The sequence below is a fragment of the Bacteroidota bacterium genome (genome assembly GCA_016715945.1).
Classification (GTDB): Bacteria; Bacteroidota; Bacteroidia; order Bacteroidales; family F082; genus JALNZU01.
In genome coordinates this window covers 936,499-959,158 of the sequence record JADJXJ010000001.1, presented here as the reverse complement: position 1 = coordinate 959,158, position 22,660 = coordinate 936,499, and the positions used below count along the sequence as shown (strand labels likewise).

Here is a 22,660-nt window from a genome sequence, read left to right as displayed (position 1 = left end):
AGAAAACAAACAATTACGTTTCATCAAAAAAGACAGATATGAGCAGGAAAGTTAAAGACTTATTCTGGGGCATGTTGGGCGGAGGAATCATTCTGTTGATTTATCTCATTGTTTCCTCGAACAGCAAACCGCAGGGCGACATACTGCAAAATCAGTTGCCCCGCACTGCCGTGCAGCCTGATATGCCAAGCATACATCAGGCCCGTCTGGCAGCCATGCCGGCCGAAATCAGTTTTGTGGAAGCTGCTGAAACCACTGTAAATGCTGTGGTGCACATTCGAACGGAAATGCGCACACGCACCTCAACCTACGACGATTTCTTTGGTTCGTTGCGCGAGTACCTCTATGGCAGTCCTTTTCATCAGAATCAGCGCAGTGTGGTCGGGTTTGGTTCGGGAGTGGTGTTGTCGTCGGATGGCTACATCGTGACCAACAACCACGTGGTGGAAGGCGCCGACAAAATTGAGGTTACCTTCAACGACAGGCGCCGCATGACAGCCGAAATTGTGGGTACGGACCCCACTACCGATATTGCACTCATCAAGGTGGACGGTCGCAACCTGCCTTTCCTTGTTTTTGGCAATTCCGACGAAGTAAAGGTTGGGGAGTGGGTGCTTGCGGTGGGTAATCCATTCAACCTAACTTCCACGGTAACAGCCGGTATTGTGAGTGCCAAGGCTCGTAACATCAATATTTTGGGTAATCGTTCGTCCATCGATTCCTTCATTCAGACCGATGCGGTGATTAACCGTGGGAACAGCGGGGGTGCGCTTGTCAATACCTCCGGCGAGCTAATCGGCATCAATGCTGCCATCGCCTCGCGCACAGGGGTTTACGAAGGCTACAGCTTTGCTATTCCGGGCAATATTGTGCGCAAGATCGTGGACGACATCATCCGTTTCGGCGAACCTCAGCGCGCTTTCATTGGTGTGGAAATCCGTGAAATGGATGAGGAGCTGGCCAACAAAACAGGTGAAGAAAACATTAAGGGGGTGTATGTGGCCAGGGTAACCGAGAACGGCGGGGCTGCCGAAGCCGGCATCAAATCGGGCGATGTGATCCTCGAAATCAACAAACGACCCGTCAATTCGCTTTCGCAGCTGCTTGAAGTTGTGGGCCAGTACCGACCGGGCGATGTGGTTGAGATTCTCACCCTTCGCAATGGCCAGACCCGTACGGTGAATGTCAAATTGCGCAACCAGGACGGGAATACCAAAGTAGTTACCCGTGAAGCCAGCTTTTTCAATGCCGACCTTGGCGCCAATCTTGCACGGCTCTCGCAGTCGGAAAAAGATGAGCTGAAAATCAAATCCGGTCTGAAGGTGACAGATGTGCGCGATGGTGTGCTGCGTCGCGGTGGTATCGGAAAAGACTTCATCATTCTGCAAATCAATGGCATGCCCGTGGACAGCCGTGAGGAGCTTGAGTCGGCGCTAGGCAACAGTCGTTCGCGCACAGTCAGGGTTCAGGGTATGTACCCCAACGGAATGCGCATAAGTTTCGAATTTGTGAGGTAATAATGAAACCTTAGGCAATAATCTTCGTAAAAGGAACGACCAGGCAATCAACATACCATTCAAAACAAAAATACATCCCCATTCCCTGCGGGCAGCGAAACCCTGCCGGCAGGGAATAATGCTAATGAACAAATTGTTAAGTAAACTGTTAATTTTAAACATACTATAGATTCTATGAGGCAACTCAAAATTACCAAATCAATCACCAACCGCGAGAACCAATCGCTTGACAAGTACCTCCAGGACATTGGCAGGGAACAGATGATTACTGCCGAGGAGGAGGTGGAGCTCGCAAGGCGCATCAAGCTGGGCGATGAAAAGGCCCTGGAAAGGCTGGTTAATGCCAACCTTCGTTTCGTGGTTTCGGTGGCCAAGCAATACCAGAACCAGGGGCTGAGTCTGCCTGACCTGATCAACGAGGGCAACCTTGGTTTGATCAAAGCCGCGCGCAGGTTTGACGAAACCCGTGGGTTTAAGTTTATCTCCTATGCCGTTTGGTGGATCAGGCAAAGTATTCTGCAGGCCCTGGCCGAACAGGCACGCATCATCAGGCTCCCACTGAACCAGGTGGGGCAGGTGAACAGGGTGAAAAAAGTATCGTCGCAGCTCGAACAACAGCTGCAACGCACACCTTCGACCGAGGAAGTGGCACGAGAACTCGACCTGCCGGAACAAAAGGTGGAAGCCGTGCTGAAAATCAATTCGCGTCACATCTCGACCGACGCACCCCTCATTGAGGACGAAGACATGATGTTCTTCGATCAGTATGTGCCCGAAGATGTGGAGGAAACGGATGAGCCCCTCATGCGCGAATCCCTCGGTCAGGAAATACAGCGTTCGCTGGCCATGCTGGCCGACAAGGAAAGAGAGGTGATCAATATGTATTATGGCATCGGGATGAATCACGCCTACACCCTCGAAGAAATCGGCGCCAAGTTTGACCTCACCCGTGAGCGTGTGCGCCAGATCAAGGAAAAGGCCATCCGCAAACTGAAACACAACGCGCGAAACAGGCTCCTTAAAGCCTATCTCGGACAATAACATCTGCAAACCTGAGATAAAAACTGCCATGCCACCCATGGCAGTTTTTTTTTTTGCTGATTTTTTTTTAACGCTGGTGCAAACGTTTGCATTAAGGTTATACATTTGTTCACAACCAATGTTAACCCAAAACCGTTTAGCCAAATGCCTATGGAACAGTTTGATGCATCACTCCGCCATTGGATTGATCATGAGCAGGCAGCTGCCGAGCTCATCAATGTGGTAAGCCGATTGTGGTACGAGAAATCCGTTGAACTCATTCTTTTGCGCTCAGTGCTGGTGAACCGCGGCACAGGCAAGATCCTCAACAAGCACATCCGTGCCGAAACCATCCTCAAAAAGCCTGTGCGGGTACAAGACTCGCTGATGATTGCAAAAGCCATTCTGAACCAGGATATTGCGCCTGCCAGAATAGACATCGGGCGCCTAAACTCGGAGTGGACGGACGAGAAAGACAAGTATCCCGATGTGGATTCATTCGTAAAGGATAAACTAAGGGAGTTCATCGGAGCGCCTCCACGCAGTACGCGTACCCAGGATGTGGTGCTTTACGGTTTTGGACGCATAGGTCGTTTGCTTGCCCGTGAGCTAATTCTTTTTGCGGGCAACGGCTCGCACCTGAGGCTGAGGGCCATAGTGACGCGCAGCAACAAGCCGGAGGAGATCAGAAAGCGCATCTCGCTTTTCCGTAAAGACAGCGTGCACGGCCCGTTTAATGGTGTGGCCAATGAGGACCTGGAAAACTCGGCCATGATTGCCAACGGGCAGATCATCAAATTTTTATCGGCCAACAGTCCTTCAGAAATTGATTATACTGCCTACGGAATACACGATGCGCTGGTGATTGATAATACCGGGGTGGTGCGCGACCGTGAGAGCCTGTCGCAACACCTGCAGGCCAAAGGCGTCAGCAAGGTGCTGCTGACTGCTCCGGGTAAGGGCGACATTCCAAACATTGTGTATGGTGTGAACCAGAATGCGGTGGACATTGACAAAGAAACCATCTTTTCGGCGGCCTCCTGCACCACCAATGCCATAGTGCCCGGCCTGAAGATCATCGAGGAAAACTACGGCATCGAGAAAGGGCATATCGAAACCATTCATGCCTACACAAACGACCAGAACCTGCTCGATAACTTTCACAAAAAAACACGCCGCGGAAGGGCTGCACCGCTCAATATGGTGATTACCGAAACCGGAGCCGATTCGGCCGCAACCAAAGCCATCCCAAGCCTTGCCGGAAAGCTGACATCCAATGCGGTACGCGTTCCGGTGCCCAATGTGTCGCTTGCCATACTGACGCTGGATGTGCGCAAGCAGGTGACCGTGGACGAGGTGAACCAGTTGTTTCTGGATGCATCGCTTCGCGGACCGCTTATCGAGCAGATACGCTACAGCAATGCCACCGAATTTGTGTCGTCGGATGGCATAGGCGATTCGTGCGCCTGCATCTTCGACAGCCCAAACACCAAGGTTTCGAACGATGGCCGTACCATCATTGTGTATCTATGGTACGACAATGAGTTTGGCTACACCAGCCAGGTGGTGCGACTGGCCCGGCATATCGGAAGGGTAAAGAGCTACAGATACTATTAAGGCAAACAAGCCCGCAACTTTAAATTTGGCCTCAGCTAACCGCCGGATTGGCATTGTTGGATTTTACGACTTAATTTTGTCCGCTTGTTGAACATTCAATAAGCCATGAAAGATACCAGGTATATCTTCGTTACCGGTGGTGTAACTTCCTCGCTCGGCAAGGGAATTATCTCGGCTTCGCTGGCAAAGTTGCTGCAGGGCAGGGGGTTCTCGGTTACAATCCAGAAGCTTGATCCCTATATCAATGTCGATCCGGGCACACTCAATCCCTACGAACATGGAGAGTGTTATGTGACCGAAGACGGTGCAGAAACCGACCTCGACCTTGGGCACTACGAAAGGTTTTCGAATGTGCCCACCTCACAGGCCAACAACGTTACCACGGGCAGGATTTATCAGCACGTGATCAACGAGGAAAGGGCCGGGACCTACCTGGGAAGTACCGTTCAGGTGATTCCCCACATCACCGACGAAATCAAGCGGCGCATCAAGTTGCTTGGTCAGAGCGGCAACTTCGATTTTGTCATCACCGAGATTGGTGGTACTGTCGGGGATATCGAGTCGTTTCCTTTTATCGAAGCCATCCGACAGATGCGCTGGGAAATGGGGCGCAAATGTGCGGTGGTGCACCTCACGCTGGTTCCTTTTCTATCCGCTGCTGGTGAGCTGAAAACCAAGCCTACACAGCATTCGGTGAAAACCATGCTCGAACAGGGGGTGCAGCCCGACATCATCGTTTGCCGGACCGAAAAGCCACTGAACGAAAGCATAAGGGGTAAGATTGCCCAGTTTTGCAATGTGGAGGTTACGAGTGTGATCGAAAGCATCGATGCAGCCTCCATTTACGATGTGCCCATGCTGATGCTCGAGGAAAAGCTCGATATTGCTGTATTGCGCAAAACAGACACCCCCATCCCGGATAAGATCGACATCAGCAAATGGCAGGAATTTTTGCATAAGCTGCATCATCCGCAATCGGAGATTACTGTGGCTCTGGTAGGCAAGTACGTGGAGCTCAAAGATGCCTATAAGTCGATCAATGAGGCATTTATACATGCCGGTGTGGCCAACGAATGCCGGGTGAAGATAAAGTATGTGCACAGCGAACATATGGATAGTGGCAATGTGCACGAGCAGCTTCATGATGTTGGTGGGGTGCTCGTGGCACCCGGATTCGGCGGGCGGGGCATCGAAGGAAAGATCACAGCCATCGAATGGGCCAGGGTGAACAAGGTGCCGTTTTTTGGTATCTGCCTGGGGATGCAGTGCGCAGTTATCGAGTTCGGGCGCAATGTGTTAGGACTACGCGATGCCCATTCTACCGAAATGAATCCCCGCACTCCCCATCCGGTGATTGACATCATGAATACGCAGAAAGGTATTAAAAACCTCGGCGGTACCATGCGTTTGGGGGCCTATCCCTGCAAGCTCGAGCCGGAAACCAAGGTGTATGCACTCTACAAGGAAGCGATGATCTCGGAGCGTCACAGGCACAGGTATGAGTTTAACAACGATTACCGCAAGGCTTACGAAAAGGCCGGCATGCGTGCCGTTGGCATTTATCCCAGCGAAAATCTGGTCGAAATTATCGAACTCGACAACCATCCCTGGTTTGTGGGCGTACAGTTTCATCCCGAATACAAAAGCACGGTAGCCCGTCCGCATCCCTTATTTGTGGGATTTGTGGCTGCAGTGAAAGAATACACCGGCAAGCGGGGCTGACCGGCCGATTTCTGTGGCCTTTGGTCAGGGCGCTCCGGCATTTTGCCTATTTTTGCACCCTTAAATTTCAGTCGATGAACAGAGATTCCCTCATCGGGTTTATACTCATTGCGGCCATCCTGATAGGCTATTCCATCTGGATGACCCCCTCGAAAGAAGAAATGGAGCGCCGCCGCCAGCAGCTTGACTCCATTGCACAGGTTAGAAAACAACAACAGGCGCAGCTCGACTCGCTCAGGATGCTGGCGAATGAACAGGATGTGGCACAACAACCTGATATTGCCTCAGTTGCTGGCTCTGATTCAGCTGCAGTGATTCCTTTACTCCTCGACAGGTTTGGTCCTTTTGCGGCTGCTGCCATAGGTCAGGATGAAGACCTGGTTGTGGGCAACGGAGTTTTTAGCCTCACCTTTGCGCGCAAGGGCGGCTTTATCCGTCAGGCCGAACTCACAAAATACAAAACCTGGGATGGTCAGCCGCTCCTGCTCTTCGATCCGAATACCCATCGCTTCGATGTTTCGTTTTTCTCGCGCAACAGGATCATCAATACCGCAAACCTTTACTTCGAACCATTGATCAACGGCAAAGCCGTTGAAGGTAATACCGGTTACGAAATTTCGGACAGCGCAACAATAGCAATGCGGCTTTATGCCAGCGACGATTCAGGCAATAAGCTGGAGGACAGTTATATCGAGTTTCGGTACGGCATCCGCAAGGATGAGTATATGCTCAAATTCGACATCGTGACCAGAGGGATGAACGGGCTGATTGCACAAAACACCTCGTATATCAATCTCGACTGGAAAGCCGACATTTTGCAGCAGGAGCGCACGGTGGACCAGTTCAATGGCACCACTATCTACTTCAAGCACTACAAAGATGATGTGGATTACCTGAGCGAGACCAAACCTGACGAAAAGGTCATCAAAACCAAGGTGAAGTGGGTGTCGTTTAAGCAGCGGTTTTTCAGCACGAGCCTGATTGCCGATGAAGCATTCGATAATGCCTTGCTGAAAGTTAACACTTTGGAAAAACAACCCCATCCCCGCTATCTGCGCAGCGCCGAAGCAGCCATGGATGTGCCTTACAATCCTGCCGTGGATGAGGTGATCGGCATGTCGATGTACATCGGACCGAACAGCTTCAGCGAGATGCGGGCCTACAAGCTCGACCTTGAGCGTCAGATCCCGCTGGGCTGGGGCTTTTTCCTGCTGGCCTGGATCAACATGTATGTGGTGATCCCGATCTTCAACTGGCTGGGAAGCTATGGCTGGAATTACGGCATCGTGATTTTGGTGCTTACCCTTATCATCAAAATCATCCTGTTCCCGATTGCATACAAGACCTATTTGTCATCGGCCCGCATGAGGGTGCTGAAGCCCGAGATCGACGAAATTTCTGCCAAATTTCCCAAGCAGGAAGATGCCATGAAAAAGCAACAGGCCATCATGGAACTTTATAAAAAAGCCGGGGTGAATCCCATGGCCGGATGTGTGCCCATGTTGCTGCAGTTTCCCATCCTGATTGCGATGTTCCGGTTCTTCCCGGCAAGCATCGAGTTGCGACAGCAGGCTTTCCTATGGGCACACGACCTTTCGAGCTACGACAGCATCCTCGACCTGCCGTTCAACATACCTTTTTATGGTTCGCATGTCAGCCTGTTTACCCTGCTGATGACTGCCAGCACCATTGCCTATACCTACCTGAATAACCAGATGATGGGATCGCAGAGCAATGCACTGCCCGGAATGAAGACCATGATGTACATTATGCCCATCATGTTCCTCGGACTGTTCAATAACTATGCTTCCGGACTGAGCTATTATTACCTGCTTGCCAACCTGATCACTTTCGGGCAGATGTACATTTTCCGTCTGGCCATCAACGAAGACAAGTTGCACCGGCAGATACAGGAGAACAAAAAGAAACCCGTTAAAAAATCTGCTTTTCAGCGCAGGCTCGAGGAGGCTGCCCGCCAGCGCGGGATTAAATAATGTGACAGAGGTATGCAACTGACCTACTACGAACGCATCGGACGCGACACACTCAAGGCCATGGTGGCACATTTTTATGAAGGTGTGCGCCAGGATGAGGTGCTACGTCCTATGTACGAAGGAGATATGGAAGCCGCTGAGTTGCGTTTATTTTTATTCCTGGTGCAATACCTGGGCGGACCAGCCACCTATTCCGAAAGGCGCGGACATCCCCGCCTGCGCATGCGCCATGCACCTTTTCCGATTAACGAAAAGGCGCGCGACCACTGGCTCATGCGCATGAAACATGCCATGGACCAGGTGGAGATGGATGCCGAATGCAGGGCTTTTTTGTGGAGTTACTTCGTCAATACGGCAGATTTTCTGCGGAACAGGGGTTGAATCCGGTTACCTGGATGATTCACCTTCGAACTGCCTGCTTAGCAACAATTCTCAGGAGCATATAAATAAAGCATTGCCTGCAAGCATGCTGATTCGATGCTGTTTGTATTGCTCTTGTTGCCTGATGCCAGTAAGTAGCTAAGCACGCAAAGTGAGGCAAAGAATTGTCCGCCTCCGGCGGATCAAGCCCGGGCGAAAGCTCCCCGCCCTTTCCAAAAACTTGAAATCCAGTGGGGCGTGCGGCAGGCTTGCCGCGATGGCCACGCTGTCGCGTGTCCAGCCCCACGGATTTCTACGTTTTTGGAAATTCCCGCCTCATCGTCCCCGCGCCCTGGCCTGCCTCCCCGCCAGTAAGCTGTTTGAGATGAAGTAATGGTGGAAGTGGGGCTGACGAAACAGAGTTTCAATCTTGACAAAAAAATTTAAGTAATGTGCCTAAGCAGAAACACTTCATACTTCACCGGGTCGGGCGGGGAGGAAGGGCGAACGGCGGGAAGCGCCCGGTGTGAATGCAGCAAGGGCAGCAAATCTTGTGAGGCAGCACGCGCCCCAGCGCGGGCTGTTTGCGTTACAGCATGCGGGCAAGAAATTCTGGTAAAGTGTTTTGCTCCTGCGCAATGAGGGTAGAAGAGAAGAGGTTTTGCATGCTGTAATGCACTCCTCACTTAGATTTGCGCCCTTGATGCAGAGCGGGGAGCTAGCTTCGTTCGCCCTTGATTTTTGGTTCTTTTGATCAAGCAAAAGAACAAGAAAAAATCTTAATAAGTTGATTTTCTTTTATTAGTGGAATTAAAGAGATACACAGTGAACGACTGTGTCCATTGATTTGTAAATAAACGCCTACTTTCCAAACTTATATGTCCTGGTTTTAGGTATATGCTCTGCTAGAAAGATAGAATCCGGTTACCTGGATGATTCACCTTCGAACTGATCTTCCTTGTTGGCAAACAGGATATTGAAGGTCGTAAGGCTGCCGTATATCCGGGTGATGTACTGCTGAAGGTTTACCTTATCCTCATCAGACAGCTCAGAAGCGTTGATGCGCTGTTCCATGACCCGGAGGCGGTCGCGGACCATCACAATTTTATGGAAGAAAGTCTCGATGGGAATTTCCTTGGCTTTGAGGTTCCTGTCGGCAGGCTGCAAAATCATCATGCCGCCTTTCCAACGGTTGCCAAGGGGTACGGTCTCTTGTATATCGGCAAACCTGCGCAGCACTTTCACCAGAATTTTTTCGACTTTTTCAAAACTCAGCAGGTCGGTCTCACTGCCCACATAGTCGAGCACTTCGAGACCTGCAAAAGATTTCAGGATGGTTTTGGTGCCAAAATCGATAAACGTTATCTCGTATGAGTCGGCATATACCTGAATCACAACGCCTTTTCCATATTGCGGATGCTTAACCCTTGATCCGATTCCCAGAGTGATGTTTTCCATAATACCTTTCAAATTTCAGATTCAAACCGTCGACAAAATAACGAATCTGGTGAAAATTATTGCTGTTTGAGGAAAAAAAGCGACGGGGCGACTTCGGCGAGGGGGCGAGGGGGAGAGGGGGCGACTGGGGGACTGGGAGACGGGGCGAGGGGGAGACGGGGAGATGGGGCGAGGGGGAGAGGGGGCGACTGGGGGACTGGGAGACGGGGCGAGGGGGAGACTGGGAGATGGGGCGAGGGGGCGAGGGGGTGAGGGAGACGGGGCGACTTGGAGAGGGGGAGAGGGGGTGAGGGAGACGGGGCGACTTGGAGAGGGGGAGAGGGGGTGACGGAGAGAGGGTTCTTGGTTTCGGGTTGCGGGTTCTTGGTTCCGGTGGTGATGTAATGCTATGAAAATCAGTAATTAGCTGCTCTTTTCGGGAGGCGCATTCTTACATGAGTTCCGCAATCTACCTTGTTGAAAATTTTGTGGCGGACTGTTGAAAAAAAACGATTTAAAGCCTGTAACGTTTTTAACATATTGAATATCAGAGTTTTGAAACAACATGACAGCTTGAAGTAAGGATTTGTCGACCCGGTAAACCTTCGTGACAGGTTGGTAAAACCTCGTGACAGCTCGGTAAAACCTCGTGAAAGGTCGGTAAAGCTTCGTGACAGGTCGGTAAGGTTACCTGCGGGATTTGTTGTGAAGACTTCAACCCAAGTCTAATAATATAAAGGTGTCATGGTAACCCCAATATTCGGAAAATGCAAAAAAAATAAATCAAAAATAAAATTGTAAAAAGGTTACAATGACTGGTTGAAATTTTGCCGACGGAAAAACGCAAAAAAAAAAATTGAAGTGAAAAAGAAAATTGTAAAAAGATTACAATCACAGGTTAAAATTTTGCAGATGCAATAAGGACAACTAATGCAAAGCTTGACCGAAAAAGAACTGCTAAACAATATAGATACAACTAAAAAAGAAAGGAGGCTGCTATGAGAGCTTTAATTCTGCCAGAGTCATATGATGATTTGCTTCTTACCCCTGAATGGCAGAGGAAACGTGAAAAGATACTGCAGCGGGATGGGTACCGGTGCTTAAGCTGCAACAGCAGCCGGAGCCTGCAGGTTCACCACCGCCAATACATCTACGACACGGCCAAAGCCAGATTCAAAGCCCCCTGGGATTACGACGATTTGAACCTCATCACCTTGTGTGATACCTGCCACAGCAAAGGACATGAATTGTATGAAGTTCCAAAGTTTAACATTTAAAAAAAAGGAAAAATGACTGTTTTAAAAAATTTCTTTAACAAGCTTTTCGGAAAAAACAGTGCCAGAAATGCCACCGCTCAGGCCAGTGCAGAACCAGTTGACGTGAATGCTCCGCCCTACGAATTGTTTGTGAATCCAAAGCCTCCGGTACCTGCGATGCCTGAAGCACCTGCCCTGAAGCATCCGGTTTATCTGCACCCAGTTTTGCAAACGTTCATTGACAGAGACTTCTTCCAGTCGGGATACAACGACGGATACAGGTACCGTACAGCCGAGGTTAAGGACAACACGCTGAGGCGTATAGGTGCCGAATTCCGCAACCTTTTGAGGGATTGCATTCAGGAGGAGCGCGACAACCTGCAAAAGCTTGAAGGTGAACTCATCCTTTACCGTGGCCTGCATGCGCCTTCGGAAGAAAAAATCCTGGCTGCTGTTGCTGAGGCCCGTGCCCGTGTGGAGCTTATGAGCAGAGAACTGGAGCTGACAGTTGAAGGCGAAGGTTTGATTGCAGTTTGCCTGCACGACTACACGGATGGATTCTTAAGAGGTGCAATGCAAAGGCTTGATGAGATTCTGATAGCCCGTGGCACCAACCTCGCTTTGCGCAATGAAACATTATTAACCGAAAAAAACCAGCAGAGTTTATGACAAAGCTTTTCAACAGAATTTCAAGTTTCATCACCGGTGCCGATTACCAGCGCCTGCGTCTGGAATCTGGCTGGAGCCTGCAAAAGGTTTCCCTGCTCGGGATGATTGTTCTGCTTCCTACCCTGATCTGGGGACTCAGCACCTACTTTCTGGTGCATCATGTACTTGGTGGTTCTTTGAAAACGGGTTTGTTCGCCGCTTTGGTTGCCTCGGTGGTGGTGTTCATCCTCGAGCGGTCGATTGTGATGTCGGAGACCGACAGCAAGAGGTCGGAGCGTTGGATCAAGACATTTCGCTGGATACTTGGGTTTGTTGTGGCGCTACTTGGAGCTTTTGCCATCGACAGCGTTGTATTTGATCACGATATCCGCCTTCAGCTCGACAGGATGAAGCAGCATGAAGCGCACGAAGCACGCCTTGTGGCTGCCACGGCGCAAAGCGATGCACTCGAACTTTTGCAACAGCGGACCGAAACTGCCCGTGTGGAATGGATGAAAGCGCTCGATGTTGCACGGCGCGAGGCTGAGGGTACCAGCGGCAGCGGAATCAAAGGGGTGCACAGCATCACCAGGCTAAAAATGCAGATTGCCGAACAACTTGAGCAGGATTACCTGCGTGCACTTGGTGAATATACCCAGGCTAAAAGTCTGACTGAAAAGGCAATGCATGAAAAAGAAGAACTTGCCCTGGCACGTTTTGACAATCCCGGATTGCTCCTGCGCATCGAGGCGCTTCACCAGCTCGTGTTCGAAAACAGGTTTGCCCTGGTTGCCTACCTTATGTTCTTCCTGCTGATGTTTATCATCGAAATCATGCCTGTCACGCTGAAGTTCAACCTGCCCGAATCGAGCTACGACTACACTTCCCGACTTGAAGACCAGATGCGCAGGCGTAACCTGAATACCATGCTGATGAACAACCTTCCCGGTGAAAGCCAGTTTTCTGGCCGGATCCATACCCGAAACGGCATGCCGGCCCCCAAAAGTCAGGCCCGTTTCGCTTAAGCAGCCCGCCGGAACAGCAGTGGCCCTCCCGGGCGCTGCTGCTTCCTATTGGCTTATTGTTTGTCGTAACGTTCTTTGAGTTGATTGATGTGCCGGGCTATCGTGGCACGCAAATGCGCCGGGGCAAGCACTTCCACGTCCGGACCAAAATAATGTATCAAAGAGATCAGCTCCTTGTTCACCACAAGTTGCAACGAAATCAGGCAGTGCGTGGCATCGTCGCCAATCAATTTCTGGCTTTTGTGTATAGGCTTGCTCTTAACGTATTTGTACCTTTCCTTGTCGAACCTGAGAATAATTTCTTCCCGTTTGCCATCGTCGGGAAACGACAATCCGATCACATCTTTGTAGCGGGCAAGCAAGGTGTAGTCGGGGTCAATGGCTCTTTTATCTTTAAATACGTCGAGCATCGTCATGCGGTCGAGGGCAAATACGCTAACCCCTTCGCGATGCGATGATTTGCCGATCAGAAACCACCGTCCGTTGAACTCCTTTAATAACCAGGGATCGACAATGAGCCCTACAAAAGAGGTGTTTTTAAAAGGTACATAGTTGAACCTGATTTTGTAACGGTTGAGTAGGGCATCGAGCAGTTTGTCGATATGGTCCAATCCCTCGACATTGCTGGAATAATCGCTCAGGATCAATGGGCCTGCTGAATTATGCACTTCGGTGCTTTCGAATCTGGAGAGCAGATTTTCGAGCAGGTGGCCCATGGGCATGCCCGAAACGCTTCGCATCAGCTCGCTGGCTTTACGGATGATGTTGAGGTCGCTCTGGCTGAGTGGTTTTTTGTGAATGGAAAAATCGGGATCATCGTAAAAATATTTTCCGTCCCGGCACTTAATGGGTGCGCCATATCCGTAAGGTGGTTCCTTTTTCATCAGGCTGATATCCTTTCGCAGGGTGCTTTCCGAGATTTGTCTGTATCTGCCAAAAGCTTCGTTCATTTGCTCGCTGACAATCTCGAGCAGCTTGTGAAAATCTACTCCTGTTCGCCTGTTGCGAAGCACTTCATCAATCACACGGTAACGAAATGAAGCGTTCTTTGACTGGGGCATAAGACTATTTTTCACAAATATACTACCTATGTAAGTTGTGCACAGATTCCTTAAAATGGAATGATTCTAAATTCCGAATACTTCTTGACTAAACCATTACTTTATTTCCTATCTTTATGGAGGCCAACCAAAAAAAACAGCGCATGAGTTCTTTAGCGTAATCGAATCAAGTGTTCATCAATACATAATTTAATGTCATTCAAGAAGATACGTTTGTTGCAGGTGCAGTTCGAAAATGATATTCACCCCTGGGAGGTGCCTGCCTTCCGGGGGGCGGTTATCGCAACTGCAGGCAGGGAGCATGTGCTTTTTCACAACCACCTGAAAGAAAGCTACAGGTATTCTTATCCGCTCATACAATACAAGCAGGTGCGCAATAAGCCCATGATTATGAGCCTGGACGAAGGGGTGGACGAGATCCATCATTTTTTCGAGCATATGCAGCTTGGTCTGTTTCTGGGCGAGCGACCCTATGAGCTGAAAATTTCCAACCTTCACCTTAATCAGCAAACCATGCAGGTGTGGGATAAGTTGTGGGATTACCGCATTGACAACTGGCTGGCGCTGAACAGCGAAAACTATCAACGTTATCAGGAGATGGATGGGCTGGCCGAAAAAATTGACCTTTTGCAGCGCACCCTCACCGGCAACATCATCTCGTTTGCCAAAGGCATAGACTGGACCATCGAAAAACCTGTGAAACTTTTCATCACCAACATGCGCGAACCCCGCCTGGTAACCTATAAAGGACAAAAGCTCATGGGATTCAGTGTGGATTTTCGCACCAACGTTTTCCTCCCCAATTACCTTGGGCTGGGCAAAGGCGCAAGCACTGGTTTTGGGGTGGTGCAACGCAAACGTGAAAAACTATCGGAAAACAATTCATAACCAAATGGCGCATATGAATGAAACATTAACCAACGAACAGCGCTTGCTTCTGGCTGGTCTGCTGCACGATATTGGCAAGTTTTACCAACGTGCAGATGCCCCGCTTTTCAAGGGCGAGCAAAAGAATCCGGAATGCGGGGTGAAGGATACTTCCTTTAACCTTGCCCAGGAAATGTGTCCTCCCAACAAAACGGGCAGGTTCGGATACCATCATGTGGTCTGGACCAGCCAGTTTTTCGAAAACGACCGCATCAGGCAAAAATTGAACGAGATTCCCGGCATGACCGAGAGTGTCTTTTCGGGCAAGGATCAATCGGACAATGTGATCAATCTTGCCTGCAGGCACCACGAACCCAAAAGCGATCTGCAGGACTTTGTCCGGCTGGCTGACTGGTGGAGCGCCGGCATTGACCGCACTGTTGACACAACCTTTGAAAAAGAAGAGGGTGAGGCAGCAAAAATCAAATTTGGGCGCGATTTTCACAAGCGTAGACCTTTGCGCTCGGTGTTCGACCTCATCTCAACTCCAGACGAGAAACCCAATCCCGAAGCTTCGGAACATGTGTTTCCACTCAAACCGCTGAACATTGCCCAGGCAGATGCTATTTTCCCTTTTGCCGTAGAGAGCGAAACCAACCTCCTCAGCCAGGACCTCTACAACAATTTGTGGAAACAGTTTGAGGAGGAGTTTGAAAAGCTGCCTAAAGGATCATTTGAATGTTTCTTTGAGAGCCTGCTCAATCTGTTGCGCAAATACTGCTGGTGCATCCCGTCGAATACCAAAGACATGGCACACGTGAGTTTGTACGACCACCTCAGGCTCACAGCAGCTTTCGCGCAATCGCTCTACAGGCATTTCCAGGAGAATGGGCAGGACTGGCAGAAATCGGAGTCCACGAATCGCTGGAGCCCAATGCAGGATGTCTTTCCCGTGCTTCTGGTCGGGGGCGACATCTCAGGCATTCAGGATTTCATTTACAACATCTCGAGCCGCAGGGCAGCCCTGAGTCTCAAAGGGCGATCGTTTTACCTGCAGATGCTCATCGACACCATCCTGCTCAAAATTATTGAGCACGAGCGTATTAAAGCCTCCCACGCACACGTAGTGTATGCCTCGGGTGGAAAATTCTATATGGTGCTGCCCAATACCGAAGCTGTTTGCAATGCCCTTGCAGAGATTCGCCGGATGGCAGAAAAGGAGCTCTGGGCAAAGCATCATGGCAAGGTGGCCTTCCTGCTCGAGTGGATACCATTTAAATATGATACCTCATCCGGCGCCAGCAAGGTGATGTTCAAAACCGATGACAATGCTTCAGCTGCAGCTATTGATGAAAAATCAAGCGGACTTGCAGAACTGTGGCAAGCCCTGAGCGAAAAGTTGCAGAAAGCCAAAACAAGGGTGTTTCTGGAAGTGGTGAAAGATGATCCCGCCAGCTTGTTCGACGAAGAACACGAAGCCTTGCAGTATGATCCTGATGGAGAAGTCTGTGCAGTTACAGGCGTGCTTATCAAAAAAGGAAAAGCCAGAAAACTCGACAAGGACGAGGAAGATGAGTTTGAATCGTATGTCGAAAAGTCGGTTTACGAACAAATTGAACTGGGGAAGGCGTTGAAAAAAGCTGATTTCATCATCACTGCCAACACCGAACAGACACAGCTTGCCGGCCTCAAACTGCCTTTCATCGAATTGCTTGGCTACAGGCATTACATAATAAGCGAAGAAGTTTTTGCATCAATCACTTCGGCCGACAATAGCCGGATTACCCGCCTGAACAATACGGATTTCCTTGTTGGCAAAAAAGGAAGCAGTATAAGTTATGGTTTCAGGTTTTATGGTGGCAATGAGCAGGCCGGATTCAGTGGCGCGAATGCGCCTGAAAGGGCAAAAACTGCCAATGAACTTACACGCTACAAGCAATACGTCAAAGACTCCGAATCGTACCTGGGAATTTTACGCATGGACGTTGACGGCCTGGGCGATGTTTTTGTAAACCGCATCCCCGATGGCATGCGCACTTTTTCGTTCTACGCCACGCTCTCCTCGCTTCTGGATGTGTTCTTCAGTGGTTACCTGAACACCATCAGAAACAGCTCAGAATTCCGCGACCATGTGAACATCCTTTACAGCGGCGGAGACGACCTCTTCATTTTTGGCCGATGGGACAAGGTGCTTGAACTGTCAGCGACGATCCGGCAAAAGTTTGCCCTGTTCGTAAGGCGCAACGACCTGAGTATATCCGGTGGACTGGTGATGGTGCACGGCAAATTCCCCATTCGCAAAGCTGCCGATATGGCGGACGAGGCAGAGAAGAAGGCCAAAGGCTTCAACAACAAGCAGAAAAATGCTGTTACCGTGTTCGATGTGCCGCTTAGCTGGAGCGAAGAGTTCGGCTACGTCCAGCGATGGAAGAATCAATTTTTGCATGTGCTCTCTCAACCCGGCACACCCAAAAATATCCTGCACAGGATTATGGCCTACTCGAACCGTAAGCGCAGGCTTGACGATTTCAAAGCAAGATATCCCGGCGAAAAGCCAGATTTTTCATACAAATGGCAGGCAGCTTATGCTATCAAACGTCTGGAAAGTAAATACCACAATCAGCAAAGCGTAAGGGAGTTGCTCGCGCAATTACGCCTTGATTTGTTTGCAGGGCGCGGCCGAAACTACGATTTGCTGGGTATCGCAGCCCGATGGGCAGAACTGGAATTAAGATTTAACTAACTCTTAAAACATTAAAATTATGCCAATCAGAAGAGAATGGATTCAGGAAGGCATCACCGATGATGCCATTAACTGGGCAAACCAGTTTGGGCAACAGCTTACAGTGCCTGCAGGGCCAAGGCATGCGTTGACCACTTCACAGATCAGAAAGTTTTTCGGAGAACTCAAGCGCATCCAGGCTGATCCACTTAGGTACCAGGATGATATCAGGATGCTTAAACCCAAGCTGGCTTATGCGGTCGGAAGAGTAGCCTCCAAACAAGGTACGAATATTGTCTATACATCAAAAATCAAAGATTTCTTTGATGAGATTGTCCCTGGTCTTGGTTACGTGCGCCCAGGCAATAAGGACGATTATACAAATTTTGTCAAACTGGTTGAGGCAGTTGTAGCTTATCATAAGTTTCATGGCGGCAAATAATCATTAATAACCTTAAAAAGCAAAAATTATGGCACTCATTAAAAAAATCATTCTCAGATACAATCTTGAATTGCTCACCGGAATGCACATTGGTGGCAGCAAAGAAAATGTTGAAATCGGCGGTTTGGACAAAACCGTCATCCGGCGTGGACTGGATAACCAGCCCTACATTCCCGGAAGTAGCTTGAAAGGAAAAATCCGCTGCCTGCTCGAACAGATTGCAGGTTGTGCCAGCGTTGGAGGCAATGGCGAAATAAATCAGGTTTTTGGTTATTCGCAGGACAACCTTCCTTCAAAGCTGATTTTCAGAGATGCTTACCTTACTCCGGAAAGTTTTGAAGCCCTTAGCAAATCAGAGTTTACAGACCTCGACGTCACAGAAGTCAAGTTTGAAAATAGCATTGACAGGGTCAGGGGCGTCGCTGATAATCCCAGGCAGGTGGAACGTGTGCCGGCCGGAGCAAAATTCAATGTAGAAGTAGTCATCAATGTCTGGAACAATGACGCTGATGGTCAGCGCTCAAAAGAACTGTTGGAGCGTGGGATCAGGGCGCTCGAAAACGATTACCTGGGCGGTAATGGATCCAGAGGCTATGGTCAGGTAAAGTTGACCAAAGTGCATGAACAGGAGGTGCAATTCCAGGATTATTTTACCCGATAGTTATGGCAGTGCATAAATTTAGCCTTTACTCATTGCGTTTCAGAGCGCCGGTGCATTTTGGCGATGCCATGGACGACTATGGCCGGAGCCTGGGCACCTATCATTCCGACAGCATGTATGCCGCCCTCACCGCAGCATTGGCTGCGGTGGGTACGGACATGTCTGAATCAATTCAGGAGAGTTTTACCATCTCTTCGTTGTTTCCCTTTGTGAAAGCCAGCGACGACTCGGTAATTCATTACTTCCCTAAGCCGCTGCTATTCAACGAAATGCCTAAAGAACGGCTTGCCGAACACAAAAAACTTAAAAAAATTACCTGGGTTGACCAGTACTATTTTGAGCAGCTGCTGGAGGGCAAATCCTTGTATCGGATTGCGGACGAAGCCCATATCCGCGAGGGTGGTTTCCTGTCGGTCAGGGAGCCCAAAACCGCACCATATGCCCGCTGGGTGGCTGCCAGGGTGCAGGTGCCACGCTATTCGCCCGATCATGATGAACAGGCACAGCCGCGTCCGTTTTATATGGAAAGAATCATGTTCGACAGCGATGCCGGTCTTTACTTCCTGGCGATGGGGCAGCCGGAAAGCCTCAGCCTGCTCGAGAAAGGCCTGGAGGTGTTGAAGGATGCCGGCCTGGGTACGGACCGAAATGTGGGCAACGGACAGTTTGAGTGGTCGAAAGCTGAATTGTCGCTCAACCTTCCTGAATCGGATTGCCTGATGAGCCTTGGACTGTACATCCCTGAAGAGGAGCTTGTTACCGACAAAATTATGGCCTCCAGGCTTATGGGTTTCCGCATTATCCGGCGCGGCGGATGGATTACCACACCACCGGCCATTACCTCTCGCAAAAACGATATTCATGCGTTCGACCTGGGCACGGTATTAAAACACAAAACGGCTGACAGACCGCTCGTACTGGGTCGTATTGCCGACCTGACCCCGAAAGCTGACTTTATCCGTCAGCAACTGCAACACCGCATCTATCGAAACGGCAAAACCATTTTCGTTCCCATCAAAAACCAGTCGTCATGGGTGTAAACAGAAAATACCGCATCAAAATGGAGGTGATCACCCCACTGCATGTGGGGGCCGCCTCCGAGAAACACTACCAGCAAGGGATTGATTATTTTTATGACGAAAGAGGACGACAAGTCATATTTATCAATCAACAGAAAGCAGCAGCAAAGTTTTTGGACCGCTACACAACTTACCTGCTTAATGCTGATGAAAACCAGATCAAAAATCTTGTTCAGCAAAATCCGGAACTTGTGCTCAGGCGCGTACCCGTAACGCGAAAACCCGGGGGAAGTATTAAAGCCCATGTGCGCAACGGGCTGACCGGAAAGCCAATCGTGCCCGGAAGCTCAATCAAAGGGGCCTTGCGCTCGGTATTGTTCAAGCATTTGCGTGGACAGGAAATAACAAATGAGGAAGTTTTCGGTCGTTTGAACGATAACAATGATTTTATGCGTTTCATCAGGGTGGGTGATGTGCAATTCAACAACACCAGCCTCATCAATGCAAAAATATTCAACCTCCGAACGGAAGGAGGACAGTGGGTAGGTGGATGGAAACATGCGTTACATCACAATACTACACGTAATTTCAGTCCCAACGGTTTTGTTACAACCTACGAAACCATCAGAATAAAAGAACCTTCCACCTTCGACCTTATGATCAGCGATACTTTGTTCGATCTTTTTTACAGGCAACAAAATGCACGCAGGCCAGCGCGATATGAATCGCAGAATCAGTTGATTCATGCTGATATCCGACATCTTTTCAATATAATCAATGGCCATACACGATCATTTCTTATGGCTGAAAAGCGGTTTTTTGATCACTATAATCAGGCTGATAGGATTGATGGAATCATCGAAAATATAGATTATCTGCTTGATTTCCTGCAAGAAAAAGATAGTTGCTTGTTCCGATTGGCCAGTGGAAGTGGTTTTCATGCCATTACCGGCGACTGGCAGCGACCGGATCATACATCAACAGTGATTAATCAGCTTAATGGAAGGAGGTATAAATCGCGCCGGATATCATTTTACGACACCGAGGATGGGCTTGTCATGCTACCGATGGGCTACGTCCTGCTCACTTACTTGCCGGATTGATGTATGGTACTCGTAAGCATTGTATCGGAACAAACCATCCCCAATGTGCTGCTTATCAAGGAAAAGCGGCATGAGGTGGATACGTGGCTGTTTGTGACCACGGCCGAAATGGAAGCGCGGAAAAAAACCGCTGCCATCATAGAGGCGTGTCAATTGCCCGCAAAATCCTGCAAAACCCGCCTGATTGATACGAACAATCTTGCAAACGGGATGCAGAAACTGCGTGCTTTTGTAGGATTGTTTCCTGCCGATACCCGTTTTCTGGTCAATATTACGGGTGGAACCAAACTGCTAAGTATGCTTGTTTACAGCAGCTTTCCTGCTGAGCGTAGCGAGTTTATCTATCTCCCACTGGGTCAGCCGGCCTATCTTCAGCTCAATCCTCAGTTCCGGACACTGACAGTGCCGCTCACTGTCAGGCTCAATCTGGACGAATACCTTACTGCGTGTGGCCTGCTCTACAACAACGACAGCCTGGAACCGTTTTTTGATGCCAATGACTCAGAAAAAATTTTCAGGGCATTCAGACAAAAAAAATTTCAGCTTGAAAATTTTCCGCTAAAAATGGCGCAGGATGCGTGCAAATTCAAAGTGAATCCGGAAAACCTGCCCGGTACCTGGTTTGAAGATTATGTCTATCACAATCTTAGAAAGTTAGACCTGGACGACCAGCAGATCGGCCGCAGTGTTTTTATTTACACCCAGACTGAAACCGAACCGGCCAATCAGGAAGTGGACTTTGTTTTTGTGATGAACAACACACTGCATATGCTCGAGCTCAAGGTGAGCAAGGGCAAAAGCAGTGAACCAGTGTTGAATGATATCATGAAAATGAGTGCATTGCGTCAGAAATTCGGCCTGAACGTGCAGACCTATGTGATCACCTTAGGTTTGCTCAGGGGCCAGGCAAGCGGTAAGTTCTTCGAAACCATGCGCAACAAAATCAAGTTCTACAATCTGTACAACATAGCCGATAAAACCGATTTTATGTCGGGCACTTTCGACTGGAAATCATTTTTCACAAATAAGATACAATTATGAAAACAATTGTCAGCCTGGTTAGCGAGCAAACATTGCCTAACCTTCAGCTTATCAAGGAATTAAAAGATGATGCAACGGAATTTTGGTTTTTCCATTCCAAAGAATTCAGCCAACAGGTCGATTGGATTGTCAATGCCGCCCAACTCCCGGCCGAAGCTGTAGTGAGGCACGAGGTGGATGCTTTCGATCTTGAGGCCATCAACCGGAAGCTGCGTGAAATTAATTACGGCGATCGGGATTTTGTGCTTAACATGACAGGAGGGACGAAGCTTTGGATCATGCTTTTTCTGGAGCAATTCAAAAATCTGGGTGCCGAGGTGTATTATCTCACCGGACGCGACCAAACCCTGCTGAAAATCTTTCCGCTAAAAGGTGAACGGGTGCTAAAGTTGAAATCCGACATAACTCTTGACGAGTACCTGAAGGTATATGGTCTGAAGGCACAATACAATAAACCATTGCATGATTTTGAAATTGCTCAACGCCTTTTTGAATATTGCATGAGGGAAGCAGGCAATGAAAGGGCCGAAGTTTTTAAAAAGATATGGTTGGAACGGGAAACAAGAGAGTTCAAGAAAGATAGGTATAGAAAAGCTCTCGTGGATTTGGGAGAGAGCGTTGCAGATTTTCTTACTACCCTTGGGTATCCTGCGAAAGATAACATTCTTCACAAATCAGATATCAAATACCTTTCAGGCGAATGGCTGGAAGAATATGTTTATTATAAAATCAAGGAAGAACTCAAGCTCGATGAGGCCCATATATCCACCGGGGTTACGCTAGAAAAGGGTGGGGTGCCCAACGAAATGGATGTGCTGTTTGTGTACAGGCATAACCTGTACACCGTAGAATGCAAAACTTCGGTGAGAGAACTAAGAGAACAGCCTGATGGTAATTTGAAAGAAGTCACCATTCTGGGCGAAGTGATTTACAAATCCGATGCCTTGCGCCCAAAGTTCGGCCTGATGGCAAGCACTGCCATACTCACTTTGAGCGAGCTGCGCGAAGCCGACGGGAACCCAAAAAATGAATACAAGCAACATTTCGATCGGGCAGACCTCAGCCGCATCAAATTAATCACACGCCGCGACCTGCTGAACAACAGCAAATTGACCGAACTGTTACATATCAGGATTTAAGTTAGTCAA

The 22,660-nt window shown here is 49.1% G+C and carries 19 protein-coding genes; 17 read left to right on the top strand and 2 right to left on the bottom strand.

The window, feature by feature from the left end; genetic code table 11:
- The first annotated feature begins 38 nt into the window (after positions 1 to 38).
- From IPM52_03515 to IPM52_03490, 6 genes are all read left to right on the top strand, one after another.
- Positions 39 to 1,517, top strand: a complete 1,479-nt coding sequence (locus IPM52_03515) for a trypsin-like peptidase domain-containing protein (protein MBK9290688.1) — start codon at positions 39 to 41, stop codon at positions 1,515 to 1,517.
- A 174-nt stretch (positions 1,518 to 1,691) separates the two neighbouring features.
- Complete coding sequence (locus IPM52_03510) at positions 1,692 to 2,558, top strand: RNA polymerase sigma factor RpoD/SigA (GenBank protein ID MBK9290687.1); 867 nt, start codon at positions 1,692 to 1,694, stop codon at positions 2,556 to 2,558.
- A 144-nt stretch (positions 2,559 to 2,702) separates the two neighbouring features.
- Positions 2,703 to 4,154: a glyceraldehyde-3-phosphate dehydrogenase gene (locus IPM52_03505; GenBank protein ID MBK9290686.1), complete on the top strand. Its 1,452-nt coding sequence runs from the start codon at positions 2,703 to 2,705 to the stop codon at positions 4,152 to 4,154.
- A gap of 105 nt (positions 4,155 to 4,259) precedes the next feature.
- Complete coding sequence (locus IPM52_03500; GenBank protein MBK9290685.1) at positions 4,260 to 5,876, top strand: CTP synthase; 1,617 nt, start codon at positions 4,260 to 4,262, stop codon at positions 5,874 to 5,876.
- A 74-nt stretch (positions 5,877 to 5,950) separates the two neighbouring features.
- Entirely contained in the window at positions 5,951 to 7,870 is a 1,920-nt protein-coding gene (gene yidC / locus IPM52_03495) for a membrane protein insertase YidC (protein ID MBK9290684.1), read from the top strand.
- A gap of 12 nt (positions 7,871 to 7,882) precedes the next feature.
- Positions 7,883 to 8,251 carry a globin gene (locus IPM52_03490; GenBank protein ID MBK9290683.1) on the top strand — a complete coding sequence of 123 codons (369 nt, stop codon included), beginning with the start codon at positions 7,883 to 7,885 and terminating at the stop codon, positions 8,249 to 8,251.
- A 903-nt stretch (positions 8,252 to 9,154) separates the two neighbouring features.
- Here the strand turns inward: IPM52_03490 and IPM52_03485 are convergent.
- Positions 9,155 to 9,688 (bottom strand): hypothetical protein, encoded by a 534-nt coding sequence (locus tag IPM52_03485; GenBank protein MBK9290682.1) that lies wholly within the window; start codon positions 9,686 to 9,688, stop codon positions 9,155 to 9,157.
- Between the two features lie 977 nt (positions 9,689 to 10,665).
- Here IPM52_03485 and IPM52_03480 point away from each other — a divergent pair.
- Genes IPM52_03480 through IPM52_03470 form a run of 3 tightly spaced genes read left to right on the top strand, consistent with a single transcriptional unit; the run spans position 10,666 to position 12,596 of the window.
- Positions 10,666 to 10,944, top strand: a complete 279-nt coding sequence (locus IPM52_03480; GenBank protein ID MBK9290681.1) for an HNH endonuclease — start codon at positions 10,666 to 10,668, stop codon at positions 10,942 to 10,944.
- Between the two features lie 12 nt (positions 10,945 to 10,956).
- A complete protein-coding gene (locus IPM52_03475) occupies positions 10,957 to 11,592 on the top strand; it encodes a hypothetical protein (GenBank protein ID MBK9290680.1) in 636 nt (211 codons plus the stop codon).
- Positions 11,589 to 12,596 (top strand): DUF4407 domain-containing protein, encoded by a 1,008-nt coding sequence (locus IPM52_03470; protein MBK9290679.1) that lies wholly within the window; start codon positions 11,589 to 11,591, stop codon positions 12,594 to 12,596. Before IPM52_03475 ends, IPM52_03470 begins: the two co-directional genes overlap by 4 nt.
- A gap of 53 nt (positions 12,597 to 12,649) precedes the next feature.
- Here the strand turns inward: IPM52_03470 and IPM52_03465 are convergent, their stop codons facing one another.
- Entirely contained in the window at positions 12,650 to 13,657 is a 1,008-nt protein-coding gene (locus IPM52_03465) for a WYL domain-containing protein (GenBank protein ID MBK9290678.1), read from the bottom strand.
- A gap of 192 nt (positions 13,658 to 13,849) precedes the next feature.
- Between IPM52_03465 and IPM52_03460 the strand changes: the two genes are divergently transcribed.
- From IPM52_03460 to IPM52_03425, 8 genes are read left to right on the top strand one after another with little or no spacing between them, the layout of a single operon-like run.
- On the top strand, positions 13,850 to 14,545 hold the full coding sequence (locus tag IPM52_03460; protein ID MBK9290677.1) for a hypothetical protein: 696 nt from the start codon (positions 13,850 to 13,852) through the stop codon (positions 14,543 to 14,545).
- A 13-nt stretch (positions 14,546 to 14,558) separates the two neighbouring features.
- Positions 14,559 to 17,267: a type III-A CRISPR-associated protein Cas10/Csm1 gene (gene cas10 / locus IPM52_03455; GenBank protein ID MBK9290676.1), complete on the top strand. Its 2,709-nt coding sequence runs from the start codon at positions 14,559 to 14,561 to the stop codon at positions 17,265 to 17,267.
- A gap of 19 nt (positions 17,268 to 17,286) precedes the next feature.
- Entirely contained in the window at positions 17,287 to 17,688 is a 402-nt protein-coding gene (gene csm2 / locus IPM52_03450; GenBank protein MBK9290675.1) for a type III-A CRISPR-associated protein Csm2, read from the top strand.
- Between the two features lie 28 nt (positions 17,689 to 17,716).
- The gene (gene csm3 / locus IPM52_03445; GenBank protein MBK9290674.1) at positions 17,717 to 18,349 is read left to right on the top strand and encodes a type III-A CRISPR-associated RAMP protein Csm3; all 633 of its coding nucleotides are present in this window, start codon (positions 17,717 to 17,719) and stop codon (positions 18,347 to 18,349) included.
- A gap of 2 nt (positions 18,350 to 18,351) precedes the next feature.
- On the top strand, positions 18,352 to 19,389 hold the full coding sequence (gene csm4 / locus IPM52_03440; protein MBK9290673.1) for a type III-A CRISPR-associated RAMP protein Csm4: 1,038 nt from the start codon (positions 18,352 to 18,354) through the stop codon (positions 19,387 to 19,389).
- A complete protein-coding gene (locus IPM52_03435; GenBank protein MBK9290672.1) occupies positions 19,380 to 20,471 on the top strand; it encodes a hypothetical protein in 1,092 nt (363 codons plus the stop codon). The genes csm4 and IPM52_03435 overlap by 10 nt, the downstream gene beginning before the upstream one ends.
- 3 nt (positions 20,472 to 20,474) lie before the next feature.
- A complete protein-coding gene (locus IPM52_03430) occupies positions 20,475 to 21,512 on the top strand; it encodes a DUF1887 family protein (protein ID MBK9290671.1) in 1,038 nt (345 codons plus the stop codon).
- Complete coding sequence (locus IPM52_03425) at positions 21,509 to 22,651, top strand: DUF1887 family protein (protein MBK9290670.1); 1,143 nt, start codon at positions 21,509 to 21,511, stop codon at positions 22,649 to 22,651. The genes IPM52_03430 and IPM52_03425 overlap by 4 nt, the downstream gene beginning before the upstream one ends.
- Positions 22,652 to 22,660 lie beyond the last annotated feature (9 nt).

What these genes read in the sequence shown, in the direction of transcription:
- IPM52_03515 (MBK9290688.1), top strand. Translation starts at nt 39, where the DNA reads ATGAGCAGGAAAGTTAAAGACTTATTCTGGGGCATGTTGGGCGGAGGA.
- IPM52_03510 (MBK9290687.1), top strand. Translation starts at nt 1,692, where the DNA reads ATGAGGCAACTCAAAATTACCAAATCAATCACCAACCGCGAGAACCAA.
- IPM52_03505 (MBK9290686.1), top strand. Translation starts at nt 2,703, where the DNA reads ATGCCTATGGAACAGTTTGATGCATCACTCCGCCATTGGATTGATCAT.
- IPM52_03500 (MBK9290685.1), top strand. Translation starts at nt 4,260, where the DNA reads ATGAAAGATACCAGGTATATCTTCGTTACCGGTGGTGTAACTTCCTCG.
- yidC (MBK9290684.1), top strand. Translation starts at nt 5,951, where the DNA reads ATGAACAGAGATTCCCTCATCGGGTTTATACTCATTGCGGCCATCCTG.
- IPM52_03490 (MBK9290683.1), top strand. Translation starts at nt 7,883, where the DNA reads ATGCAACTGACCTACTACGAACGCATCGGACGCGACACACTCAAGGCC.
- IPM52_03485 (MBK9290682.1), bottom strand. Translation starts at nt 9,688, where the DNA reads ATGGAAAACATCACTCTGGGAATCGGATCAAGGGTTAAGCATCCGCAA.
- IPM52_03480 (MBK9290681.1), top strand. Translation starts at nt 10,666, where the DNA reads ATGAGAGCTTTAATTCTGCCAGAGTCATATGATGATTTGCTTCTTACC.
- IPM52_03475 (MBK9290680.1), top strand. Translation starts at nt 10,957, where the DNA reads ATGACTGTTTTAAAAAATTTCTTTAACAAGCTTTTCGGAAAAAACAGT.
- IPM52_03470 (MBK9290679.1), top strand. Translation starts at nt 11,589, where the DNA reads ATGACAAAGCTTTTCAACAGAATTTCAAGTTTCATCACCGGTGCCGAT.
- IPM52_03465 (MBK9290678.1), bottom strand. Translation starts at nt 13,657, where the DNA reads ATGCCCCAGTCAAAGAACGCTTCATTTCGTTACCGTGTGATTGATGAA.
- IPM52_03460 (MBK9290677.1), top strand. Translation starts at nt 13,850, where the DNA reads ATGTCATTCAAGAAGATACGTTTGTTGCAGGTGCAGTTCGAAAATGAT.
- cas10 (MBK9290676.1), top strand. Translation starts at nt 14,559, where the DNA reads ATGAATGAAACATTAACCAACGAACAGCGCTTGCTTCTGGCTGGTCTG.
- csm2 (MBK9290675.1), top strand. Translation starts at nt 17,287, where the DNA reads ATGCCAATCAGAAGAGAATGGATTCAGGAAGGCATCACCGATGATGCC.
- csm3 (MBK9290674.1), top strand. Translation starts at nt 17,717, where the DNA reads ATGGCACTCATTAAAAAAATCATTCTCAGATACAATCTTGAATTGCTC.
- csm4 (MBK9290673.1), top strand. Translation starts at nt 18,352, where the DNA reads ATGGCAGTGCATAAATTTAGCCTTTACTCATTGCGTTTCAGAGCGCCG.
- IPM52_03435 (MBK9290672.1), top strand. Translation starts at nt 19,380, where the DNA reads ATGGGTGTAAACAGAAAATACCGCATCAAAATGGAGGTGATCACCCCA.
- IPM52_03430 (MBK9290671.1), top strand. Translation starts at nt 20,475, where the DNA reads ATGGTACTCGTAAGCATTGTATCGGAACAAACCATCCCCAATGTGCTG.
- IPM52_03425 (MBK9290670.1), top strand. Translation starts at nt 21,509, where the DNA reads ATGAAAACAATTGTCAGCCTGGTTAGCGAGCAAACATTGCCTAACCTT.